Source organism: Methylomonas aurea (assembly GCF_024505045.1).
Classification (GTDB): Bacteria; Pseudomonadota; Gammaproteobacteria; order Methylococcales; family Methylomonadaceae; genus Methylomonas; species Methylomonas aurea.
Map to the genome: position 1 here is coordinate 155467 of NZ_JANIBM010000005.1, position 15590 is coordinate 171056.

Genomic DNA, 15590 nt, shown 5'->3' on the forward strand with positions numbered 1-15590 from the left:
CCGGCAGTCCGGAGCCTAGGAAATGTAATTGAACAGCGACAGGTTTTGCACCTTGGTGAACGCATGCTGCGCGGCTTGCAGCGAGATCTGTTGCTGGTTGAATTTGCTCAAGGCTTCGGCGTAATCCAAATCGCCGATGTCCGAGGCCGTGGCTTTATTGTCCAGGATATAGTCGGCATTCAGATTTTCCTGGTCGTCCAACGCGTTCAGGCGGGCGCCGGCCGAAGCACGAACGTTATCGAAGCGGGCTAGCGCCCGGTCGAGGTCGTCCAGCGAATTTTTATTCGGCGTGTTGGCCTTCAAATCGCTGGATAACTGAGCGACCGCTTGCAATACGTTGTCGATCGACCCGGCGCTCAGTGGTGCCAACTGGATTGCGCCGAATACCGCCTCGCCCGGATCGCCGTCGGTAACGACCCGGTTCGGGCCGATCGCGATCTTGCGTTGGTTGGCGTCGCCCAGATAGGCGTAGTCCGGGGTATCGGTGAAGGCCGGGCGGTCGCTGGCGTAGCCGGAAAACAAATATTCGCCATTCGCGTTTTTGGTGTTGGCGATGCTGAGCAATTGTTTGTTCATCTCGTCGATTTCCATCGCGATTTGTTGGCGGTTGGTCTGGGTATTGGCATCGTTCAACGCCTGCACCGTCAGCTCGCGAATCCGGTGCAACACGTCGGTCGCATTTGCCAGATTCGACTCTTCCAGGTCCAGCCGTTGCCGCGCCGCACCGATGTTGGCCTGATACTGTTGGTTTTCTTTGATGTTCTGCTCGAAATCGATCAGGCTGGTCGCCGCCACGGCGTTTTCGGCCGGATTCAGGTATTTTTTGCCGGAGGACAGCTTCAGTTGGGTATCGTGCAGCTTGGATTGCTGGTCCAGCATCGCGTTCAGACCAAGCTGATGGTTCCAGGAAGTTGAAATACGCATGATAATCTCCTAACGAAAGGCCCCGATCAGGGTATCGAACATGGCGTTGGCCACCGATACCGCTTTAGCGGCCGCCTGATACGAATTTTGAAATTTGATCAAATTGGCGGCTTCCTCGTCCAAATTCACCCCGGAAATATTTTCCTTGGCGCTGGTGGCTTGTTTCAGCAACGTGTCCTGGGCGTCGCGGCTGACCGATGCGGCATGGGTTTGCGAGCCGACATCGGCGACCAATTGACCGTAGACTTGGGTAAAACTGGCTCTACCGCCCAGCATGCCGGTTTTGGTTTCCAGCTCGGCCAGTTTCAACGCGTTGCTGTTGTCGCCCGGCAAATCGGCGGCGCTGGCCGCGGCAATTTGTTTGGGGTTGGTGATCGCGCTGTTCAATTTGATGTTCGCGGCAGCGTTGAAATTGGGGCTGATGGTAAAACTGTTACCGATCGTCAACGTGCCGCTGAAGCTGATGTTGAAGCCGTTGGCCGCCGCTACCGCCGGTGCCGGATCGCTCAAATCGGAGGCGCTCAGCGGGGTATACACGCTGTTGTCGCTCAGATTGGTCAGCGTAAACACATCGGGTCCGGTGCTGATCACTTCGAGCTTGTAAGACGCGCCCAAAGTGGTTGCCGAGGTCGGGGCGACGAAGCTGGCGACGGCGCCGGCGTTATTGCCCGGCGGTCCTTTGACTTGCACGCTCGGCGTACCGAGATCGAAGAAATCCACGCCGGTGGCGGAGGGCGGGCCGCTCAGATCGTAGCCGTTACGGTGAATGTTGTTGAATTCGGTGGCGATTCCGGTTGCCAGCAAGCCCAACTGCTGTTGCGCCGGGTCGAGAACCTGGTCGCGGAAGCGCAGGTTGCCGTAGATGCTGCCACCGGAAATTTGGTTGGAAATATCCTGGCCGTTCAATACCAATTGTTTTTGGTCCGCATTCAGCGCATCGCCTTGCAACGAAAGTTCGGCGGCATAGTTGCCCAGTACCAGCGATTGGCCTTTGCCGATAAATACATTGATCGAGCCGTCGCTTTGAGCGACATAACTGACGTCAACTTTCTCGGCGATTTTGGTCAGTAGCTGGTCGCGCTGGTCCAGCAGTTGGTTGGGCAATTGTTTACCGGTGGAGCGGCCGATGTCGGCGACGATTTTGACGTTGAGTTCCGCAATCGATTTGGCGTAACCGTTGACCTCGTCGACAGCGCTGGCCAAGTTGTTGTTGACTTGAGTCCGCAGGTTGCCGAAGCGTTCGTTCATGGTGTTGAACTGCTGGGTCAGCGACTCGGCCTGGGTCAGCATCACTTGCCGCGCGGCGATCGAAGTCGGATCGTTGGACACGTCGTCCACCGCGTTGAAAAAGCTCTTCAAGGCCGGGGCCAGACCGGTGGCGTTGTCGGCGGTGATGTTGTCGATTTGGGCGGACAATTTATAGAAACTGTTGACGTCGTTAAACGTGGCGGCGCTGGTGCGGACCTGGTTGGTAATGAATTGGTCGTAACTGCGGGTGATGTTGGCCACTTCCACGCCGTTACCCATGTAACCGGCGCCATTGAATTGTTCCGGCCGCGTGGCCAGTTCTACCCGTTGCCGGCTGTAGCCGTCGGTATTGGCATTGGCGATGTTGTTGCTGGTGGTTTCCAGCGAACGTTGGAACGCAGTCAAGCCGGAAAGTGCGGTACCCAAAATGCCCATCGACATGATCGCCTCCTAGCCTGCGTCGCGCAGAGCCGCCGCTTCGGCGGCGCTTTGGTTGTGGTAGATGCTCATCACTTTTTCGGCGTAGCGCGGATCGGTCGCGTAACCGGCCTGCTGCAGCTCGCGGATGTATTGGCCGGCGTTGCCGGCTTTTTTCAAAGCCTCGCTGTAGCGCGGGTTGTTCTTGATGAAATTCACGTAATCGTCGAAGCTTTGTTTGTACGAGCCATAGGCGCGGAAGCCGGCCATTTCCTTTCTGGCGCTGGTGCCGTCGAACTCCAGCGTCAAGGCTTTGGCTTGTTTGCCTTGCCAGGATTTGTCGGCTTTGATGTTGAATAAATTGAAACTGTTCTCGCCGTGGCCGTTTTTGATCACGGCTTGGCCCCAGCCGGTTTCCAGCGCCGCTTGCGCCAGCAGCAGATTCGGGTCGACGCCAAGGGCGCGTGCGGCCTCCAGCGCGTGCGGCCGTAATTGGCTAACGAATTCTTCTTTGCTTGACAGGGTTTCGCTGCCGACGCCGGCGCCGGCTGCGGCTTGCAGTTCGTTTTCCAGGTTTTGCCATTGGCCGGCCATCGCGTTCTGGCTGCGTTCCAGCATGGCCAAGCTGCGTTCCAGGCTGTTAAGGCCGGAGCTTTCCAGCGGTTCGCCGTCGCTTGCGCCGTTGCCGGCAATAGTCTGGTGGTGGTCGGGTTGCGATGCGCTACCGGTGCCGGCGGCCCGGTTCAGCACTTCGTTCGTGGCCAGTTTCGGGTCTTTTTCGTCTTCTTCCGCGGCTTTGGGCGACAATTGTTTGGCGATCAAATCCGCGAAGCCGATGCCCGGTTTGCCGGCCAGCTGCATGGCCATTTGCTGGTCGTACATGTCGCGGTAAAACTGGCTTTGCTGGCTGTCCAGAATGCCGTCCGCCAGTTTCGCTTCGCGCATGCTCTTCATCATCATGCTCAGAAACAGCGATTCGAATTGCTTGGCCACTTCCTTGATGGCGGCGGGCGATTGCTCGCGGGCGCTTTGTTTCAGTTTCGCCAGACTATTGAAGTCGGTGTATACCGAGGCGCTGTCTACGTTCAACATAACGAATCCCCCCAAACCGGTTTAAATCAACGTACCGGTTAGCGTTAAATCACAATCAATTCGGCGCGCAGCGCGCCGGCCGATCTCAGAGCTTCCAGAATGGCCACCAAATCGCTGGGGCCGGCGCCGACACCATTGACCGCCTGTACGATTTCATCCAACGATACGCCGGGATTAAACACGAACATGTGGTTCTTATCTTCCTTGACCTCGACGTTCGATTGCGGAGTCACCACCGTGCTGCCGCCGGACAACGGGTTAGGCTGGCTGACTTGCGGGTTCTCGCTGATCGTCACGGTCAAGCTGCCGTGCGATACTGCGGCCGGCTGTACCCGCACCTTGCTGTTGATGATGACGGTACCGGTGCGCGAGTTGACGATCACTTTCGCCGGCGCATCGTCCGGCGCCAGTTCGATGTTCTCAATCACCGAGGCGAAGCCGACCCGTTGCGCAGGATTGACCGGAGCGCGAACGCTGACCGAGGTGGCGTCTATGGCTTGCGCGGTATCGGCGCCCAGGGTTTTGTTGATCGAATCGGCCATGCGTTGGGCGGTGGTAAAGTCGGCCGTGTTCAGGTTGAAAACCATGTCCGGGCTTTGGTCGAACGAGGTCGGTACGATGCGTTCCACCGTCGCCCCACTCGGTACCCGGCCGACCAGCGGATTGTTGACCGTGACCTTCGAGCCGTCCTGGCCACCGGCGCTGAGGCCGCCCACTACCAGATTGCCTTGCGCCATGGCGTAGACGTTGCCGTCGGCGCCGCGCAGCGGACTCATCAACAAGGAGCCGCCGCGCAGGCTTTTGGCGTCGCCCATTGACGATACGGTGACGTCGATTTTTTGGCCGGGTTTGGCAAACGCGGGCAGATCGGCGTGAATGCTGACCAGCGCCACGTTTTTCGATTTCGGGTCGATATCCGGCGGCAAGGTCATGCCGAGTCTGCCCATCATGCTGCGCAGGCTCTGCCCGGTAAACTTGGTTTTGTCGCCGGTCTTGTCCAGACCGGTCACCAGACCGTAGCCGACCAGTTGGTTGGTACGAACGCCGGAGATGGAGGCGATGTCTTTGATGCGTTCGGCCTGGACCTGGCCGGTGCCGAGCAGCAGAAGCAGAAAAATTAAGCGTTTCATGGCGTTTCTCCTGGGCGGCCGGGTCAGAACGGGAAGATCGGGCTGGACAAAATTCGGGTGATCCAGCCGGGTTTACTGCTGTCGGCCAAGGCGCCGTCGCCGGTGTACATGATGGTGGCGTCGGCCACTTTGCTGGACGGGATGGTGTTGGCGACGTTGATGTCGATCGGCCTGACAATGCCGGACAGACGAATGTATTCGCTGCCGTCGTTCAGAGTCACCCGTTTCTCGCCGCGCACCCGTAGATTGCCGTTGGGCAACAAGTCGACCACAGTGACACTGATGCCGCCGGTCAGGCGGTTGCTTTGCCGGGAGTCGCCTTTGCCCTCTGTCGAACGGTCCATGCTGTAATCCAGCGAAGTCGCCAAATCGTGGCCGAGCAGGGCGGAACTGGCCAAACCGAAGATGGTCGGCGCGCTGCCGCTGGCCTGGATATCGCTGTTTTTGCTGGCTTTGGAGTTGGCCTGTTTGGTGGCGTTGGTATTCTCGTCGAAGGTGACGGTCAAAACATCGCCGACCCGGCGTGCGGCATGGTCTTCGAACAAGCGCATGTCATAACCGGCCTGGTAGATGGCGCCATTGTTTTGTTGCGGCGGCCGCAGGTCGGCGGGTTGTACCGGGGCGAAGTCCGGGTCGCGTTTCGGCAGCGTGTCGCAACCGGCCAGAATCGAGAGTATTGCCGCTAGCAGCAAAAATTTGCCGCCGGCTTGCCGCTGGAAATGTATGAGCTTATTCATGGCCTTGGTCCTGAATTAGAGTTGTTGCGTGACGAAGGACAGCATCTGGTCGGTCGTGGAGATGGCTTTCGAGTTCATTTCGTATGCGCGCTGGGTTTCGATCATATTCACCAGCTCTTCGACAACGTTGACGTTGGAAGTCTCCAGCGAGCCCTGAATCATCTGGCCCAATTCGTTCTCGCCGGGATTGCCGATGATCGGCGCGCCACTGGCCACCGTTTCCCGGAACAGGTTGTCGCCGATCGGTTCCAGGCCGGCGGTATTGACGAAATCGGCGATCTGGATCTGGCCGATCTGGTTGGCCGCGGCGGCGCCGGGCTGGGTCACGGAAACCGTGCCGTCCTGGCCGATGGTAATGCTGAGGGCGTCCTGCGGGATGGTGATGGCCGGTTCCAGCAGCATGCCGTTGGAGGTCACCAACTGGCCGGTGGAGTCCATCTTGAACGAACCGTCGCGGGTGTAATTGATGTCGCCGTTGGGCTGCAGAATCTGGATGAAGCCGCGGCCGCTAATGGCAATGTCCAGCGAATTGCCGGTCTGCAAAATATTGCCTTGGGTATGGATTTTCTCGGTGGCGACGGTCCGCACGCCGGTGCCCAGCTGGAGGCCGGTCGGTAACTGGGTGTTCTGGGTGGATTGGGCGCCGGCCTGGCGTACGTTTTGGTACATCAGGTCGGCGAATATCGGTCTGGCTTTCTTGAAGCCGGTGGTATTGACGTTGGCCAGGTTATTGGAAATAACCGCCATACGGGTTTGTTGGGCGTCCAATCCGGACTTTGCGACCCATAATGCTCGTTCTGTCATGACAGCCTCCTGATCTGACGATTTTTTGTCTTATCAGGAGTCAAGCAGGTTTTATGCCACTTGCATTAGCTTGGCGGCGGCCGCGGCGTTTTCGTCTATATCTTTCATGACCTTGGATTGCATGTCGAAGCTTCTGGACAGCTCGATCATCTCCACCATGGCTGCCATGGCGTTGACGTTGCTGGACTCCAGCGAGCCTTGCACCAGGGTGACGTTGGCGTCGGCCGGCAGCACGCCGCCTTGCTTAGGATGCATCAGGCCGTCTTCCAGTTTTTCCAGGTTGGCCGGGTCGGCGCTGACCAGTTTGATCCGGTCCACCAGCACGGTGTTGGTGGCATTGACGCCTTGCGGCACGATGCTGATCGTGCCGTCCTTGCCGATTTCCACCTTCTGCGCGGGCGGTACTGCGATCGGTTGGCCGGCTTCGCCCAGCACCGACAGGCCGGCGCCGGTTTGCAGCAGGCCTTCCGGCGTCAGCCGCAAGTCGCCGGCCCGGGTGTAGGCCTCTTTGCCATCCTTGCCGGTGACGGCAATCCAGCCTTGGCCTTCTACTGCGACATCCAGTTCGCGGCCGGTATGGTAGATCGAACCGTTCGACAGATCGGTGCCGGGGCGTTCCGCCATCGAATAAACCCGCGACGGGTAACCCGGACCGAAGCTGGGCATGGCCCGGAATTGCTCGAAGTCGGACTTGAAGCCGGTGGTCTGGGCGTTTGCCAGATTATTGGCGTTCGCCGATTGCGCCATCAGCGTTTGTTTGGCGCCGTTCATCGCAATGTAAAGGCTACGGTCCATGAGTGGCCTCCTTTAATTAACGAATCTGCAAGATGGTTTGCATGATGCTGTTTTCGGTAGTGATGGTCTGGGCGTTGGCCTGGTAGGCTTGCTGCGCGACGATCAGGTTCACCAGCTGCGCCGATAAATCGACGTTGGAGCTTTCCAAGGCTCCGGCTTGAATCGCACCGAAATTGTTGGCGCCGGCTTGGCCCGGAATCGGTTCGCCGGAGTTGGCGCTTTGGCCCCAAGCCGTGTCGCCCAGTTTCGCCAGGCCGTTATTGTTGGCGAAACGGGTCAAAGCCACCTTACCCATGGTTTGCGAGCCGCCGTTGCTGAAGCGGGCAAATATCACGCCTTCGTCGTCGATGTCGATACCGGTCAGACGCCCGGCCGGCAAGCCGTTCTGCGTCATGCCGTTGACGCTGAATTTCTGCTGTACTTGGGTGGTGCCGAAAAAGTTCATGGTGTCGATTTCGATGTCGGCCGCGCCGGTGGGCGGGGTTATCACGTAACTCGATAATCCGAATTTACCGTCCAACGGATCGATCAATTTGCCGCCGGAGTCGAAGGTGAGTTTGGCCGATTCAGGCGTAGTGCCGCCCAAGGGTCCGGAGGTTACCGGTACTGCAGTCCGGGTGTTGGGTGTGGCCGGTTCGCTCATGTAGTGGTAGACCAACCATTCCGACGTTCCGGTTGCCGGAGCGGTAGCCGGGTCGAGTTTGACGAAATAGGTGGTCAAAATATGCGGCGAGCCCAAGGTATCGTAGACGGTGGTCGAGGTCTGCGAGTTGTAGGTATTGCTATCTGCCGGGTCGAATGGCAGCGTGCTGGGTGTGAAGTCGTCCTGGGCGTCCAGGTTCAATTGCATGTTCACGGTATCGGTCGCCGACGGCAAGCCGGTCAGAGTGTTGATCTGCACCGGGGTGGTGACGCCGGTACTGAAGCCGTCTTCGACCTTGGTGGTGTTGGGTCGGTAGACCAGCAGAGCCTTGCCTTGGTTGTTGACCAGATAGCCTTCTTTATTCAGTTTGAATTCGCCGGCCCGAGTGTAAGATAGATCGTTGGTTTCGGTCGGGCTTTTCGCCAATGTGAAGAAACCTTCGCCGCTGATCGCCAAATCCAGGTTGTTGTCGGTGAATTGCAAGTTGCCCTGGTTGAATTGCTGGGCGACGTTGGCCACTTTGACGCCGGCGCCGGGAGTGATGCTGCTGACGCCGCCTAGGCTGGCGGCATAGACGTCGGCGAATTCGGAACGCGATTTTTTGAAGCCGACGGTATTGGCGTTGGCGATGTTGTTGCCGGTCACGGCCAGATTGTTGGATGCGGCATTCAGGCCGCTAAGTGCTGTGGTAAATGGCATGTCGGTTCTCCTACAGTATCTGTTTGATTTGGCTGAATTTTACCGGTCCCAAGCCGTCCAGGTTGACTTGCATAGCGGTGTTGCCGTTGGCCATGGTTACGCTTTTAACCAAAGACTTAATATTGGTCGGCAGCACTGTGTTTTTGCCGTCCAGGTAGGCATAAGCCTGTATTTTGTAGACCCCGGGATCCGCCAGGTTGCCGGCGCCGTCCTTGCCGTCCCACTCGAATCGGGTCGTGCCGGCGGATTCGGCGCCGAGGTCGATTTCGCGGATGGTTGCGCCGGTTTCCGGATCGATGATTTTTACGCCGACGTTGCTCGAACTGGCGGGCATCTCGAAATCGCCGGACACGCTGCCGCCGGCGCCGAGTAAGGCTTTCTCGCTTGGCGCGGACACGTAGCGGCCTACCAAGCCCGAGGCTTGCAGCGCCTGATTGGAGCTGATCGAACCGGCGAATTCCTTGAATGAGGCCTGCAGATCCTGGATGCCGGACACGGTGCTGAATTGAGCCATCTGGCCCAGGAATTCGCCGTTATCCATCGGTTTCAAAGGATCCTGGTGAGTCATCTGCGTGGTCAGCAGCTTCAGAAACTGATCCTGGCCCAATGTCTGTTTTTGGGGGGCGGCCGACGTGGTGCCGGTCGTGGCCAGGCCCAGGCTGTTAAATGTGTCGATAGCGCTCGTGCTCATGGTTCACCTCAGCGACCCATTTTCAGGGTTTGCAAAATCAGATTTTTCGCGGTGTTCAGCACCTCGACGTTGTTTTGGTAGGAACGCGATGCCGACATCATGTTGGCCATTTCCTCTACGGTGTTGACGTTGGGTTTGTAGATATAACCGGTGGCGTCCGCCATAGGGTGGTTAGGGTTGTATTCCATGATCGGCGGTGCCTGGTTTTCGACGACGCCCAGTACGTTGACGCCGCTGGCGGTGTTGTTCTTGTCCATGATGTTTTTTAGTTCGGCGGCAAATACCGGCTGCCGTGACTTGTAGACCTGATCGATACTGCTGCTGACGCTGTTGGCGTTGGAAATATTGCTCGCCACCAGGTTCAGGCGCAGGTTCTCGGCGTTCATGCCGCTGCCGGCGACATCGAATATGCGTAAGGAAGTCATGGTCATTCTCCTTTGATGGCGGTCATCAAGCCCATAAAATCGTCGTTGATGAAGCGCAGGCTGGCTTCGTATTGCACGGCGTTTTCGGCGTATTTGGCCTGTTCGATGTGGGTTTCCACGGTATTGCCGTCCAGCGAAGCATGTTGCGGATTGCGGTATAACAGGTCCGCACCGAGGACGTGATGTTGGCCGGCCAAGTGTCCGCTCTGGCTGCGTTTCAATTCGCCGCCTCGGTCGGCCAGGGTTTGTTGAAATACGGCTTTGAAGTCCAGATCGCGCGCCTTGTAGTCGGGCGTGTCGGCATTGGCCAGATTGGAAGCCAGGATTTCCCCGCGTTTCTCGCGAAGTGCCAGGGCTTGCGGGTGTATGCCCAAAGCGTTGTCGAAGTTAATTGACATGATTGCCACCTTACTGTTTTTTTAAGGTAACAGCAGCAATCGTGCCTAAATAAAAGTTTATTGAACTTTCAAAGTGTTGTTAGTGAAGGGCGTGGGTTTTTGCGTCAAAAATCGGTGTTGGGCGGCGGGCGGCAAAAACTTGCCGGTTGCCGAATCCGTCAAGAAATCGGCGGCGTCAGATGGGTTTTCTGAAGTAGTTGGTGAGTCCGGAGCGGACCATTTCGTAAGCACCTATGCCGGAAGGCATCGCTTCGGTGCTGCTTAGAAAAAGATAGCCGCCCGGTTCCAGGCTGTCGGCCATTCTTGTCAAGATGTCGCGCTTGATGGCGTCGGAAAAGTAAATCAGCACGTTGCGGCAAAAAATGATATCGAATCGGCCCAGGGCGGTGAAGGATTTCAACAAATTGAATTGCTGAAACCGGACTTGGCGCGTGACTTCTTCGTTTAACTGATAGCCGTCGTAACTCTTCTGGAAATATTTGGCTTTGGCGGCTTCGTCTATGCCGCGCGACAATGCTGCGTCGGAATAGCAAGCACGCTTGGCCTCCTCGAGAATTGCTTCGGAGATGTCGGTGCCGATAATTTGCAGCGCCCGGTTTTTACCGCTGGCACGCAAGGCGTCCAGGGCGCAGATGCTGATGGAGTAAGGCTCCTGGCCCGAAGAGCAGGCGGCGGACCAAATGCGGATGCTGCCGTTTTTTTGCGCCAGCACCTGGGGCAATACTTTGTCGCGCAATTCGGTAAACTGGCGTTCGTCGCGAAACCAGAAGGTTTCGTTGGTGGTCATCGCGTCGATCACGGCGCTTTTCAGTCTTTGTGCCGAGAACGCGTTGGAATGCAGGGCCGCGGCCAGATCGGTAAAGCCGCTCATTTCGAATTTGGTCAGTAATGGTTGCAACCGGCTTTTTACCAGATATTGCTTGCTGTCGCCCAACTCGATGCCGCAATTTTGGCTGAGGAATAATTGGATGGCTTGGTAGTCGGCCGGAGAAAGGTTACCGGAGACGCCCAAGTAGCTGTCGGTGCCGGCCGAATTCAACATGGGGGGTACAAATCCGCGTGGCCTTGATCAGGCGTGTCCGGCGTGGCTGGTTCTCAGTTGCTTTTGGATGGACTGCATCAGCGAGTCCGGGTCGAACTTGGCTAAAAACTCGTTTGCGCCGACTTTTTGCACCATCGCGGTATTGAATACACCGCTCAACGAGGTATGCAGGATCAGGTAAATGTGTTTCATGTTCGGATCGGATTTGATTTTGGTTGCCAGCGTATATCCATCCATCCGAGGCATTTCTACGTCGGAAATGATCATTGAGTAGCGTTGTTCGATTTTGGTGCCTTCCGCAACCAATCCGCACAAATGGTCCCAAGCTTCCTGTCCGTCTTTCAGCAAGGTGCACTCGATGCCGATTTGTTCGCAAACCCGTTTCACCTGGTTTCTGGCGACCGAAGAATCGTCAACGACCAGAATATGATCGTTTTGGCTCATCACGTTTTGATCTATGGTTTCCGCCGAAGCCTCTTCGCGACCGCCGATTACCTCTTTCATGACTTTTTCGACGTCGATGACTTCGATCAGTTCGCCTTCTATTTCGGTTACCGCAGTCAGATAGCTTTCCTTACCGGTGCCGGTGGGAGGGGCTTTGACTTGTTCCCAGCCGATATTGATGATCCTGTCCACCGAGCCGACCAGAAAACCCTGGATGGAACGGTTGTATTCGGTGACGATGACGTAACAACCGGCATCCCGTTGCAGTGGGCGCATGCCGATTGCCATGGAGAGGTCCAGCACCGGTATGGTTTTGCCGCGCAAATGGGCCACGCCGCAAATCACTGAGTGCGAATTGGGGATTTGGGTCAGCGGGGGGCATTGAATGACTTCCTGGACTTTGAACACATTGATTCCGAAGCGCTGGCGGCTGACCAATTTGAACAAAAGCAGTTCGAATCGGTTATGCCCTGCCAATTTGGTTCGTTGATCTACCCCGTCTAAGACTCCGGCCATATAACCCCCTGAATAACGTTCGGTCAATTATAGCGGCATTACTTTCGTTTACTTGAAATTTGCTGGTACGTTTTATGCAGAAAGCTTAAGGCAAGTCAAAAAAATGGCGATTGAATATGAATAAGCGAACAGTACCCGGAATTTTGATGTTGGCGTCGCAGCTGGCGTGGGGCGGCACATTCCAGTCCGCTCAGCAGATCCAGGACTCGATCAACCAGTTTGTCATGTCCACGCTAGAAGCTGGGGGGAAATACGAAATCAACCTGGCGCCGCCCGATCCCCGCCTGCAATTACCGAACTGCGAGCAAGCGCTGCAAGTGTTTGCGCAAACCGGGGAAATTAAGCCCGGCCGCAATACCGTCGGTGTCCGCTGTTACGGCGAGAAAGGTTGGACGATTTACAGTACGGTGTTGCTCAAATCCTTTAAGGACGTTTTGGTGTTGAACAAGTCGATGCTGCGAAACGACATCATTCGCCACGAGCACTTGAACGTGGAGACGCGCGATGCCGGCCTGTTGCCGCAGGGCTATATCACCGATGTCAACGAGGCGGTGAACAAGCAGGCCGCGCGGAATATTCCGGCAGGTAGCGTGTTAAATCGGCAGCATATCACCGATCCGACCGTAGTCCGCCGCGGCGAACGGGTGAGTATAGAATCCAGTAAGGCGGGAGTCGTGATCAGCGCGATCGGCGCGGCGATGAGTGACGGCGCGAAAGGGCAGAAAATCAGCGTGCGGAACCTGTCTTCCAATCGTGTGATTCAAGCCGTCGTGGTGAACGCCGGTCAAGTTTCGGTTAATTTTTAAATTGGCGCTAAAGGAATTTACTATGATGCCGCTAAATGCTTCAGATAAAACTCACTTGGGAATTTCGCCATGGCTATCGAATCAATCACCGGCAAGCCTGTTACGACTTCAATACCCGCAAAACCAGGGGTTAAAGACGCGGCCGAGCTCAAACAACGAATCGAGAGCAGTGTCGTTTCCGATACTGTCGAGATCACCGCCACCGCCCAGGATATAAAAACCGCCTCGGCCGCCGGCGCTTCAGCGTCAGTGGTTAACGAAGACCGAGTGGCCGCGATAAAAGCGGCGATCCAGGCAGGCAGTTATCAAGTCAACGCTGAGCGCGTGGCTGAAAAGATGCTGCAATTCGATAAACAGTTGCCCGACAGTACATGACTATATGATAGAAAAAACATATCCCATTACCGAAAAATTGCTCGCCAACGCGTTAAAGGCGGCGCAGAGTTTATTCGAGTTGTTAACGGTCGAATCCGATAAGCTCAAACAGAAAATCGACCCGGAAGCGATAGCCTCTATCGCAGCCAGCAAAAGAGACCTAGTGGCTCAGCTCGAGCAATTTACCAAGCAACTGGGTCAAGTCTTAGCGACCGAACAACTAACCGTCGGAAGCGACGGCATCAAAAAATATCTTGCCAAAGCCGGCGCCGCCGGGCTACATGTCGAAGGCGTCTGGTCTAGTTGGACCGGTCTGGCCAAAATATCGGAAAACTGCCGCGCGCTTAACGAACAAAACGGCGCGAGTATCGCTCTGTTGAGTCGGCACACCCAGCGGTCTTTACAAATATTGCGCGGCAAATCTCCGCTGGCGGCCACCTACGGACCGGACGGCGTGACCCGAAACGAGCTGTTTTCGCATACCTTAATTTCGGTGTAGACTGAGCGCCGAATTAGTTTACGGACCGCTTGAGATGCTGAGCAAGCTGAAGCATTTTTTTTCCAAAGCCAGCGTACCGACGCCTGAAGTCGATGACGATTTATTGGCGTTTGAAAATCCCAACTTCATCACCGATCCGGATAAAATCGCCCGGTTGCTCGGAGAAATCGAGAACAGCTCGCCACTGTGCAGCATTCAAATCGAAGGTTTTGCAGAGGATTTCAGTTCGTCGATCTTGAGTGTCAAGTTAGACAAAAATTCCATCATTCTGGACGAATTGATGCCCAAACACGGCAACGACTTGTTGCTCCGCTCGCGGGCTCTGAAGCTGTCGACCTTTCACAAAGGCATCCATTTATCTTTTAACTTGGCGAACATCGAGATCGGCCATTCCAGAGGCATCAATTACTACAAAGCGCCGCTGCCGGATCGGGTGTTTTATCCGCAGCGCCGGCGTTCGCCGAGGCTGGAAATCAGCGCCATCGACATACCGTTCAGCGGCGTCGTACAACGCACCGGGATATCGATCGGGGGGTATTTGTTCGACCTGTCCAGAGGCGGGGCCGGCGTCAGCGTACCCGTCAACAGGGCTCGCGTGCAACGCGGCGACGTAATCAAGAATTGCCAAATCAATTTCGACGACTACGTAATGGATTTCGATTTTGCCGTGCGCTTCGTCAAACCGGTTTCAGCAACCTCACCGAAAGTGCAAATCGGCGGTTTTTTCGAGGGATTGTCGGCGAGAAGCCAGTCCAAGCTATCTTATTTCATCACGTCTCTGGAACGGGTCGAAATTCGAAAACAGAAAGCCTGATGCGCTTGCTGTGTTAAAATTCGCCCGGTTTATTCACTCAGTCCCGGTAGCTCAGTAGGATAGAGCGGTCCCCTCCTAAGGGACAGGTCGTACGTTCGAATCGTATCCGGGACGCCACGCAATAATTCTTTTGGTTTTTTTCTCTCCGCGCTCAGTCGCGCCGAGTTTCGCCGAAAATAAAAAAGCCGGCACTGCGCCGGCTTTCGATCTGATCCTGCGTGGGTTTGGTTACGCCGCCAGAGATTTTCTGCGTTTCAGGCCCAAGACGCCAACTAAGCCGGAAAGGAATAACCAAGTCGCGGTCGGTAGCGGCACTGCGGTAGGGATGATCGGGGATACGCTCAAGCTGCCGGTATAGGTGCCGCCGTTTGACAGGCCTTTTATCGCTAGTTGGTAATTGCCCGCCCCTAATACCGGAATGTTGTTCAACGAAATCAAGTTAAAAGTGGTCAGCAATTCCTGGTAAAACGGTGTTGTGTTCGGGAAAGGCAATGTAACCAGAACCGGGGTCGACGCCACCGAGAAAGAGGTCAGAGAGCCGGTAGCAATAACCGCCGAAGTGGAATCGAGCAGTTCCACGGTGGCATTGGAAATGCCGGTGGTGCTGGTGACGAATGGGGTGCTGAAATCTTCAGTTTGGCTCACTATAGTTTGAACGGTTTGAAAGCTCACTGCGCCGGACAGGTTGTAGGCGTTGTAAACATTGTCAATCACAAAGTCGTAGATATTTTCGAAAATACCGGCGCTTACGGTGTTGTCGATCACGGTCGCCGAAGCCGGCGTTAGCACGGTAGAAGCTGAGGCCTGAGGCAAATAGCTCGCGCTGGCCAATGCCAGGCAAGCCGTCAGTAGATAAGCTGTTTTGTTTTGTTTCATATTCGAATCCCGTGAAAAATAAGCCTGCGCGAAGGTTACTGAACAATTATTCAGTCGACATCAGACAAAAGTACAGTCGCCATAGAAGCGGTAAATAACAGACGGCTCGCTTTCAGCGTCAACAAGGCCGATCAAGTAACTGGATGGTCGACATCAAATTGCAGATCGCTACGTAACGCTGGGGATGTTTGCCAGTCGCGCGCGATTGTTCTTCG

The 15590-nt window shown here is 56.0% G+C and carries 18 protein-coding genes and 1 tRNA gene; 5 read left to right on the forward strand and 14 right to left on the reverse strand.

Annotated features, from left to right (window positions below; all coding sequences use genetic code 11):
- Positions 1-15: 15 nt before the first annotated feature.
- The 13 genes from flgL to NP603_RS06780 form a co-directional block, all read right to left on the reverse strand.
- Positions 16-924, reverse strand: coding sequence for a flagellar hook-associated protein FlgL (flgL, locus tag NP603_RS06720; protein WP_256610146.1), 909 nt, complete (start codon positions 922-924; stop codon positions 16-18).
- A 9-nt stretch (positions 925-933) separates the two neighbouring features.
- Positions 934-2613, reverse strand: coding sequence for a flagellar hook-associated protein FlgK (gene flgK / locus NP603_RS06725; RefSeq protein ID WP_256610147.1), 1680 nt, complete (start codon positions 2611-2613; stop codon positions 934-936).
- A gap of 9 nt (positions 2614-2622) precedes the next feature.
- Positions 2623-3681, reverse strand: a complete 1059-nt coding sequence (gene flgJ / locus NP603_RS06730) for a flagellar assembly peptidoglycan hydrolase FlgJ (RefSeq protein WP_256610148.1) — start codon at positions 3679-3681, stop codon at positions 2623-2625.
- 44 nt (positions 3682-3725) lie between these two features.
- Complete coding sequence (locus NP603_RS06735) at positions 3726-4811, reverse strand: flagellar basal body P-ring protein FlgI (protein WP_256610149.1); 1086 nt, start codon at positions 4809-4811, stop codon at positions 3726-3728.
- A gap of 23 nt (positions 4812-4834) precedes the next feature.
- A complete protein-coding gene (gene flgH, locus NP603_RS06740; protein WP_256610150.1) occupies positions 4835-5548 on the reverse strand; it encodes a flagellar basal body L-ring protein FlgH in 714 nt (237 codons plus the stop codon).
- A gap of 15 nt (positions 5549-5563) precedes the next feature.
- Positions 5564-6352, reverse strand: coding sequence for a flagellar basal-body rod protein FlgG (gene flgG / locus NP603_RS06745; RefSeq protein ID WP_140912471.1), 789 nt, complete (start codon positions 6350-6352; stop codon positions 5564-5566).
- Positions 6353-6403: 51 nt separating this feature from the next.
- Positions 6404-7147: a flagellar basal-body rod protein FlgF gene (gene flgF, locus NP603_RS06750; protein WP_256610151.1), complete on the reverse strand. Its 744-nt coding sequence runs from the start codon at positions 7145-7147 to the stop codon at positions 6404-6406.
- Between the two features lie 16 nt (positions 7148-7163).
- Entirely contained in the window at positions 7164-8489 is a 1326-nt protein-coding gene (flgE, locus tag NP603_RS06755) for a flagellar hook protein FlgE (protein ID WP_256610152.1), read from the reverse strand.
- Positions 8490-8499: 10 nt separating this feature from the next.
- A complete protein-coding gene (locus tag NP603_RS06760) occupies positions 8500-9180 on the reverse strand; it encodes a flagellar hook assembly protein FlgD (RefSeq protein WP_256610153.1) in 681 nt (226 codons plus the stop codon).
- Positions 9181-9188: 8 nt separating this feature from the next.
- On the reverse strand, positions 9189-9605 hold the full coding sequence (flgC, locus tag NP603_RS06765) for a flagellar basal body rod protein FlgC (protein WP_256610154.1): 417 nt from the start codon (positions 9603-9605) through the stop codon (positions 9189-9191).
- A gap of 2 nt (positions 9606-9607) precedes the next feature.
- Positions 9608-10003 (reverse strand): flagellar basal body rod protein FlgB, encoded by a 396-nt coding sequence (flgB, locus tag NP603_RS06770; protein WP_256610155.1) that lies wholly within the window; start codon positions 10001-10003, stop codon positions 9608-9610.
- Positions 10004-10178: 175 nt separating this feature from the next.
- Entirely contained in the window at positions 10179-11045 is an 867-nt protein-coding gene (locus NP603_RS06775; RefSeq protein WP_256610156.1) for a CheR family methyltransferase, read from the reverse strand.
- A gap of 27 nt (positions 11046-11072) precedes the next feature.
- Positions 11073-12005 (reverse strand): chemotaxis protein CheV, encoded by a 933-nt coding sequence (locus tag NP603_RS06780; protein ID WP_256610157.1) that lies wholly within the window; start codon positions 12003-12005, stop codon positions 11073-11075.
- Between the two features lie 116 nt (positions 12006-12121).
- Here NP603_RS06780 and flgA point away from each other — a divergent pair, with 116 nt between their 5' ends.
- The 5 genes from flgA (at position 12122) to NP603_RS06805 (ending at position 14616) form a co-directional block, all read left to right on the forward strand.
- Positions 12122-12811, forward strand: coding sequence for a flagellar basal body P-ring formation chaperone FlgA (gene flgA, locus NP603_RS06785; protein WP_256610158.1), 690 nt, complete (start codon positions 12122-12124; stop codon positions 12809-12811).
- A 69-nt stretch (positions 12812-12880) separates the two neighbouring features.
- Positions 12881-13186 carry a flagellar biosynthesis anti-sigma factor FlgM gene (gene flgM, locus NP603_RS06790; protein WP_256610159.1) on the forward strand — a complete coding sequence of 102 codons (306 nt, stop codon included), beginning with the start codon at positions 12881-12883 and terminating at the stop codon, positions 13184-13186.
- A gap of 4 nt (positions 13187-13190) precedes the next feature.
- Positions 13191-13685 (forward strand): flagella synthesis protein FlgN, encoded by a 495-nt coding sequence (locus NP603_RS06795; RefSeq protein WP_256610160.1) that lies wholly within the window; start codon positions 13191-13193, stop codon positions 13683-13685.
- A gap of 34 nt (positions 13686-13719) precedes the next feature.
- Positions 13720-14499: a flagellar brake protein gene (locus tag NP603_RS06800; protein WP_256610161.1), complete on the forward strand. Its 780-nt coding sequence runs from the start codon at positions 13720-13722 to the stop codon at positions 14497-14499.
- A 40-nt stretch (positions 14500-14539) separates the two neighbouring features.
- Positions 14540-14616 (forward strand) — tRNA-Arg (locus NP603_RS06805).
- A 111-nt stretch (positions 14617-14727) separates the two neighbouring features.
- On the opposite strand, the gene NP603_RS06810 is transcribed toward NP603_RS06805, so the two are convergent.
- Positions 14728-15375 (reverse strand): hypothetical protein, encoded by a 648-nt coding sequence (locus NP603_RS06810; protein ID WP_256610162.1) that lies wholly within the window; start codon positions 15373-15375, stop codon positions 14728-14730.
- Positions 15376-15590 lie beyond the last annotated feature (215 nt).

What these genes read in the sequence shown, in the direction of transcription:
- flgL (WP_256610146.1), bottom strand. Translation starts at nt 924, where the DNA reads ATGCGTATTTCAACTTCCTGGAACCATCAGCTTGGTCTGAACGCGATG.
- flgK (WP_256610147.1), bottom strand. Translation starts at nt 2,613, where the DNA reads ATGTCGATGGGCATTTTGGGTACCGCACTTTCCGGCTTGACTGCGTTC.
- flgJ (WP_256610148.1), bottom strand. Translation starts at nt 3,681, where the DNA reads ATGTTGAACGTAGACAGCGCCTCGGTATACACCGACTTCAATAGTCTG.
- NP603_RS06735 (WP_256610149.1), bottom strand. Translation starts at nt 4,811, where the DNA reads ATGAAACGCTTAATTTTTCTGCTTCTGCTGCTCGGCACCGGCCAGGTC.
- flgH (WP_256610150.1), bottom strand. Translation starts at nt 5,548, where the DNA reads ATGAATAAGCTCATACATTTCCAGCGGCAAGCCGGCGGCAAATTTTTG.
- flgG (WP_140912471.1), bottom strand. Translation starts at nt 6,352, where the DNA reads ATGACAGAACGAGCATTATGGGTCGCAAAGTCCGGATTGGACGCCCAA.
- flgF (WP_256610151.1), bottom strand. Translation starts at nt 7,147, where the DNA reads ATGGACCGTAGCCTTTACATTGCGATGAACGGCGCCAAACAAACGCTG.
- flgE (WP_256610152.1), bottom strand. Translation starts at nt 8,489, where the DNA reads ATGCCATTTACCACAGCACTTAGCGGCCTGAATGCCGCATCCAACAAT.
- NP603_RS06760 (WP_256610153.1), bottom strand. Translation starts at nt 9,180, where the DNA reads ATGAGCACGAGCGCTATCGACACATTTAACAGCCTGGGCCTGGCCACG.
- flgC (WP_256610154.1), bottom strand. Translation starts at nt 9,605, where the DNA reads ATGACTTCCTTACGCATATTCGATGTCGCCGGCAGCGGCATGAACGCC.
- flgB (WP_256610155.1), bottom strand. Translation starts at nt 10,003, where the DNA reads ATGTCAATTAACTTCGACAACGCTTTGGGCATACACCCGCAAGCCCTG.
- NP603_RS06775 (WP_256610156.1), bottom strand. Translation starts at nt 11,045, where the DNA reads ATGTTGAATTCGGCCGGCACCGACAGCTACTTGGGCGTCTCCGGTAAC.
- NP603_RS06780 (WP_256610157.1), bottom strand. Translation starts at nt 12,005, where the DNA reads ATGGCCGGAGTCTTAGACGGGGTAGATCAACGAACCAAATTGGCAGGG.
- flgA (WP_256610158.1), top strand. Translation starts at nt 12,122, where the DNA reads ATGAATAAGCGAACAGTACCCGGAATTTTGATGTTGGCGTCGCAGCTG.
- flgM (WP_256610159.1), top strand. Translation starts at nt 12,881, where the DNA reads ATGGCTATCGAATCAATCACCGGCAAGCCTGTTACGACTTCAATACCC.
- NP603_RS06795 (WP_256610160.1), top strand. Translation starts at nt 13,191, where the DNA reads ATGATAGAAAAAACATATCCCATTACCGAAAAATTGCTCGCCAACGCG.
- NP603_RS06800 (WP_256610161.1), top strand. Translation starts at nt 13,720, where the DNA reads ATGCTGAGCAAGCTGAAGCATTTTTTTTCCAAAGCCAGCGTACCGACG.
- NP603_RS06810 (WP_256610162.1), bottom strand. Translation starts at nt 15,375, where the DNA reads ATGAAACAAAACAAAACAGCTTATCTACTGACGGCTTGCCTGGCATTG.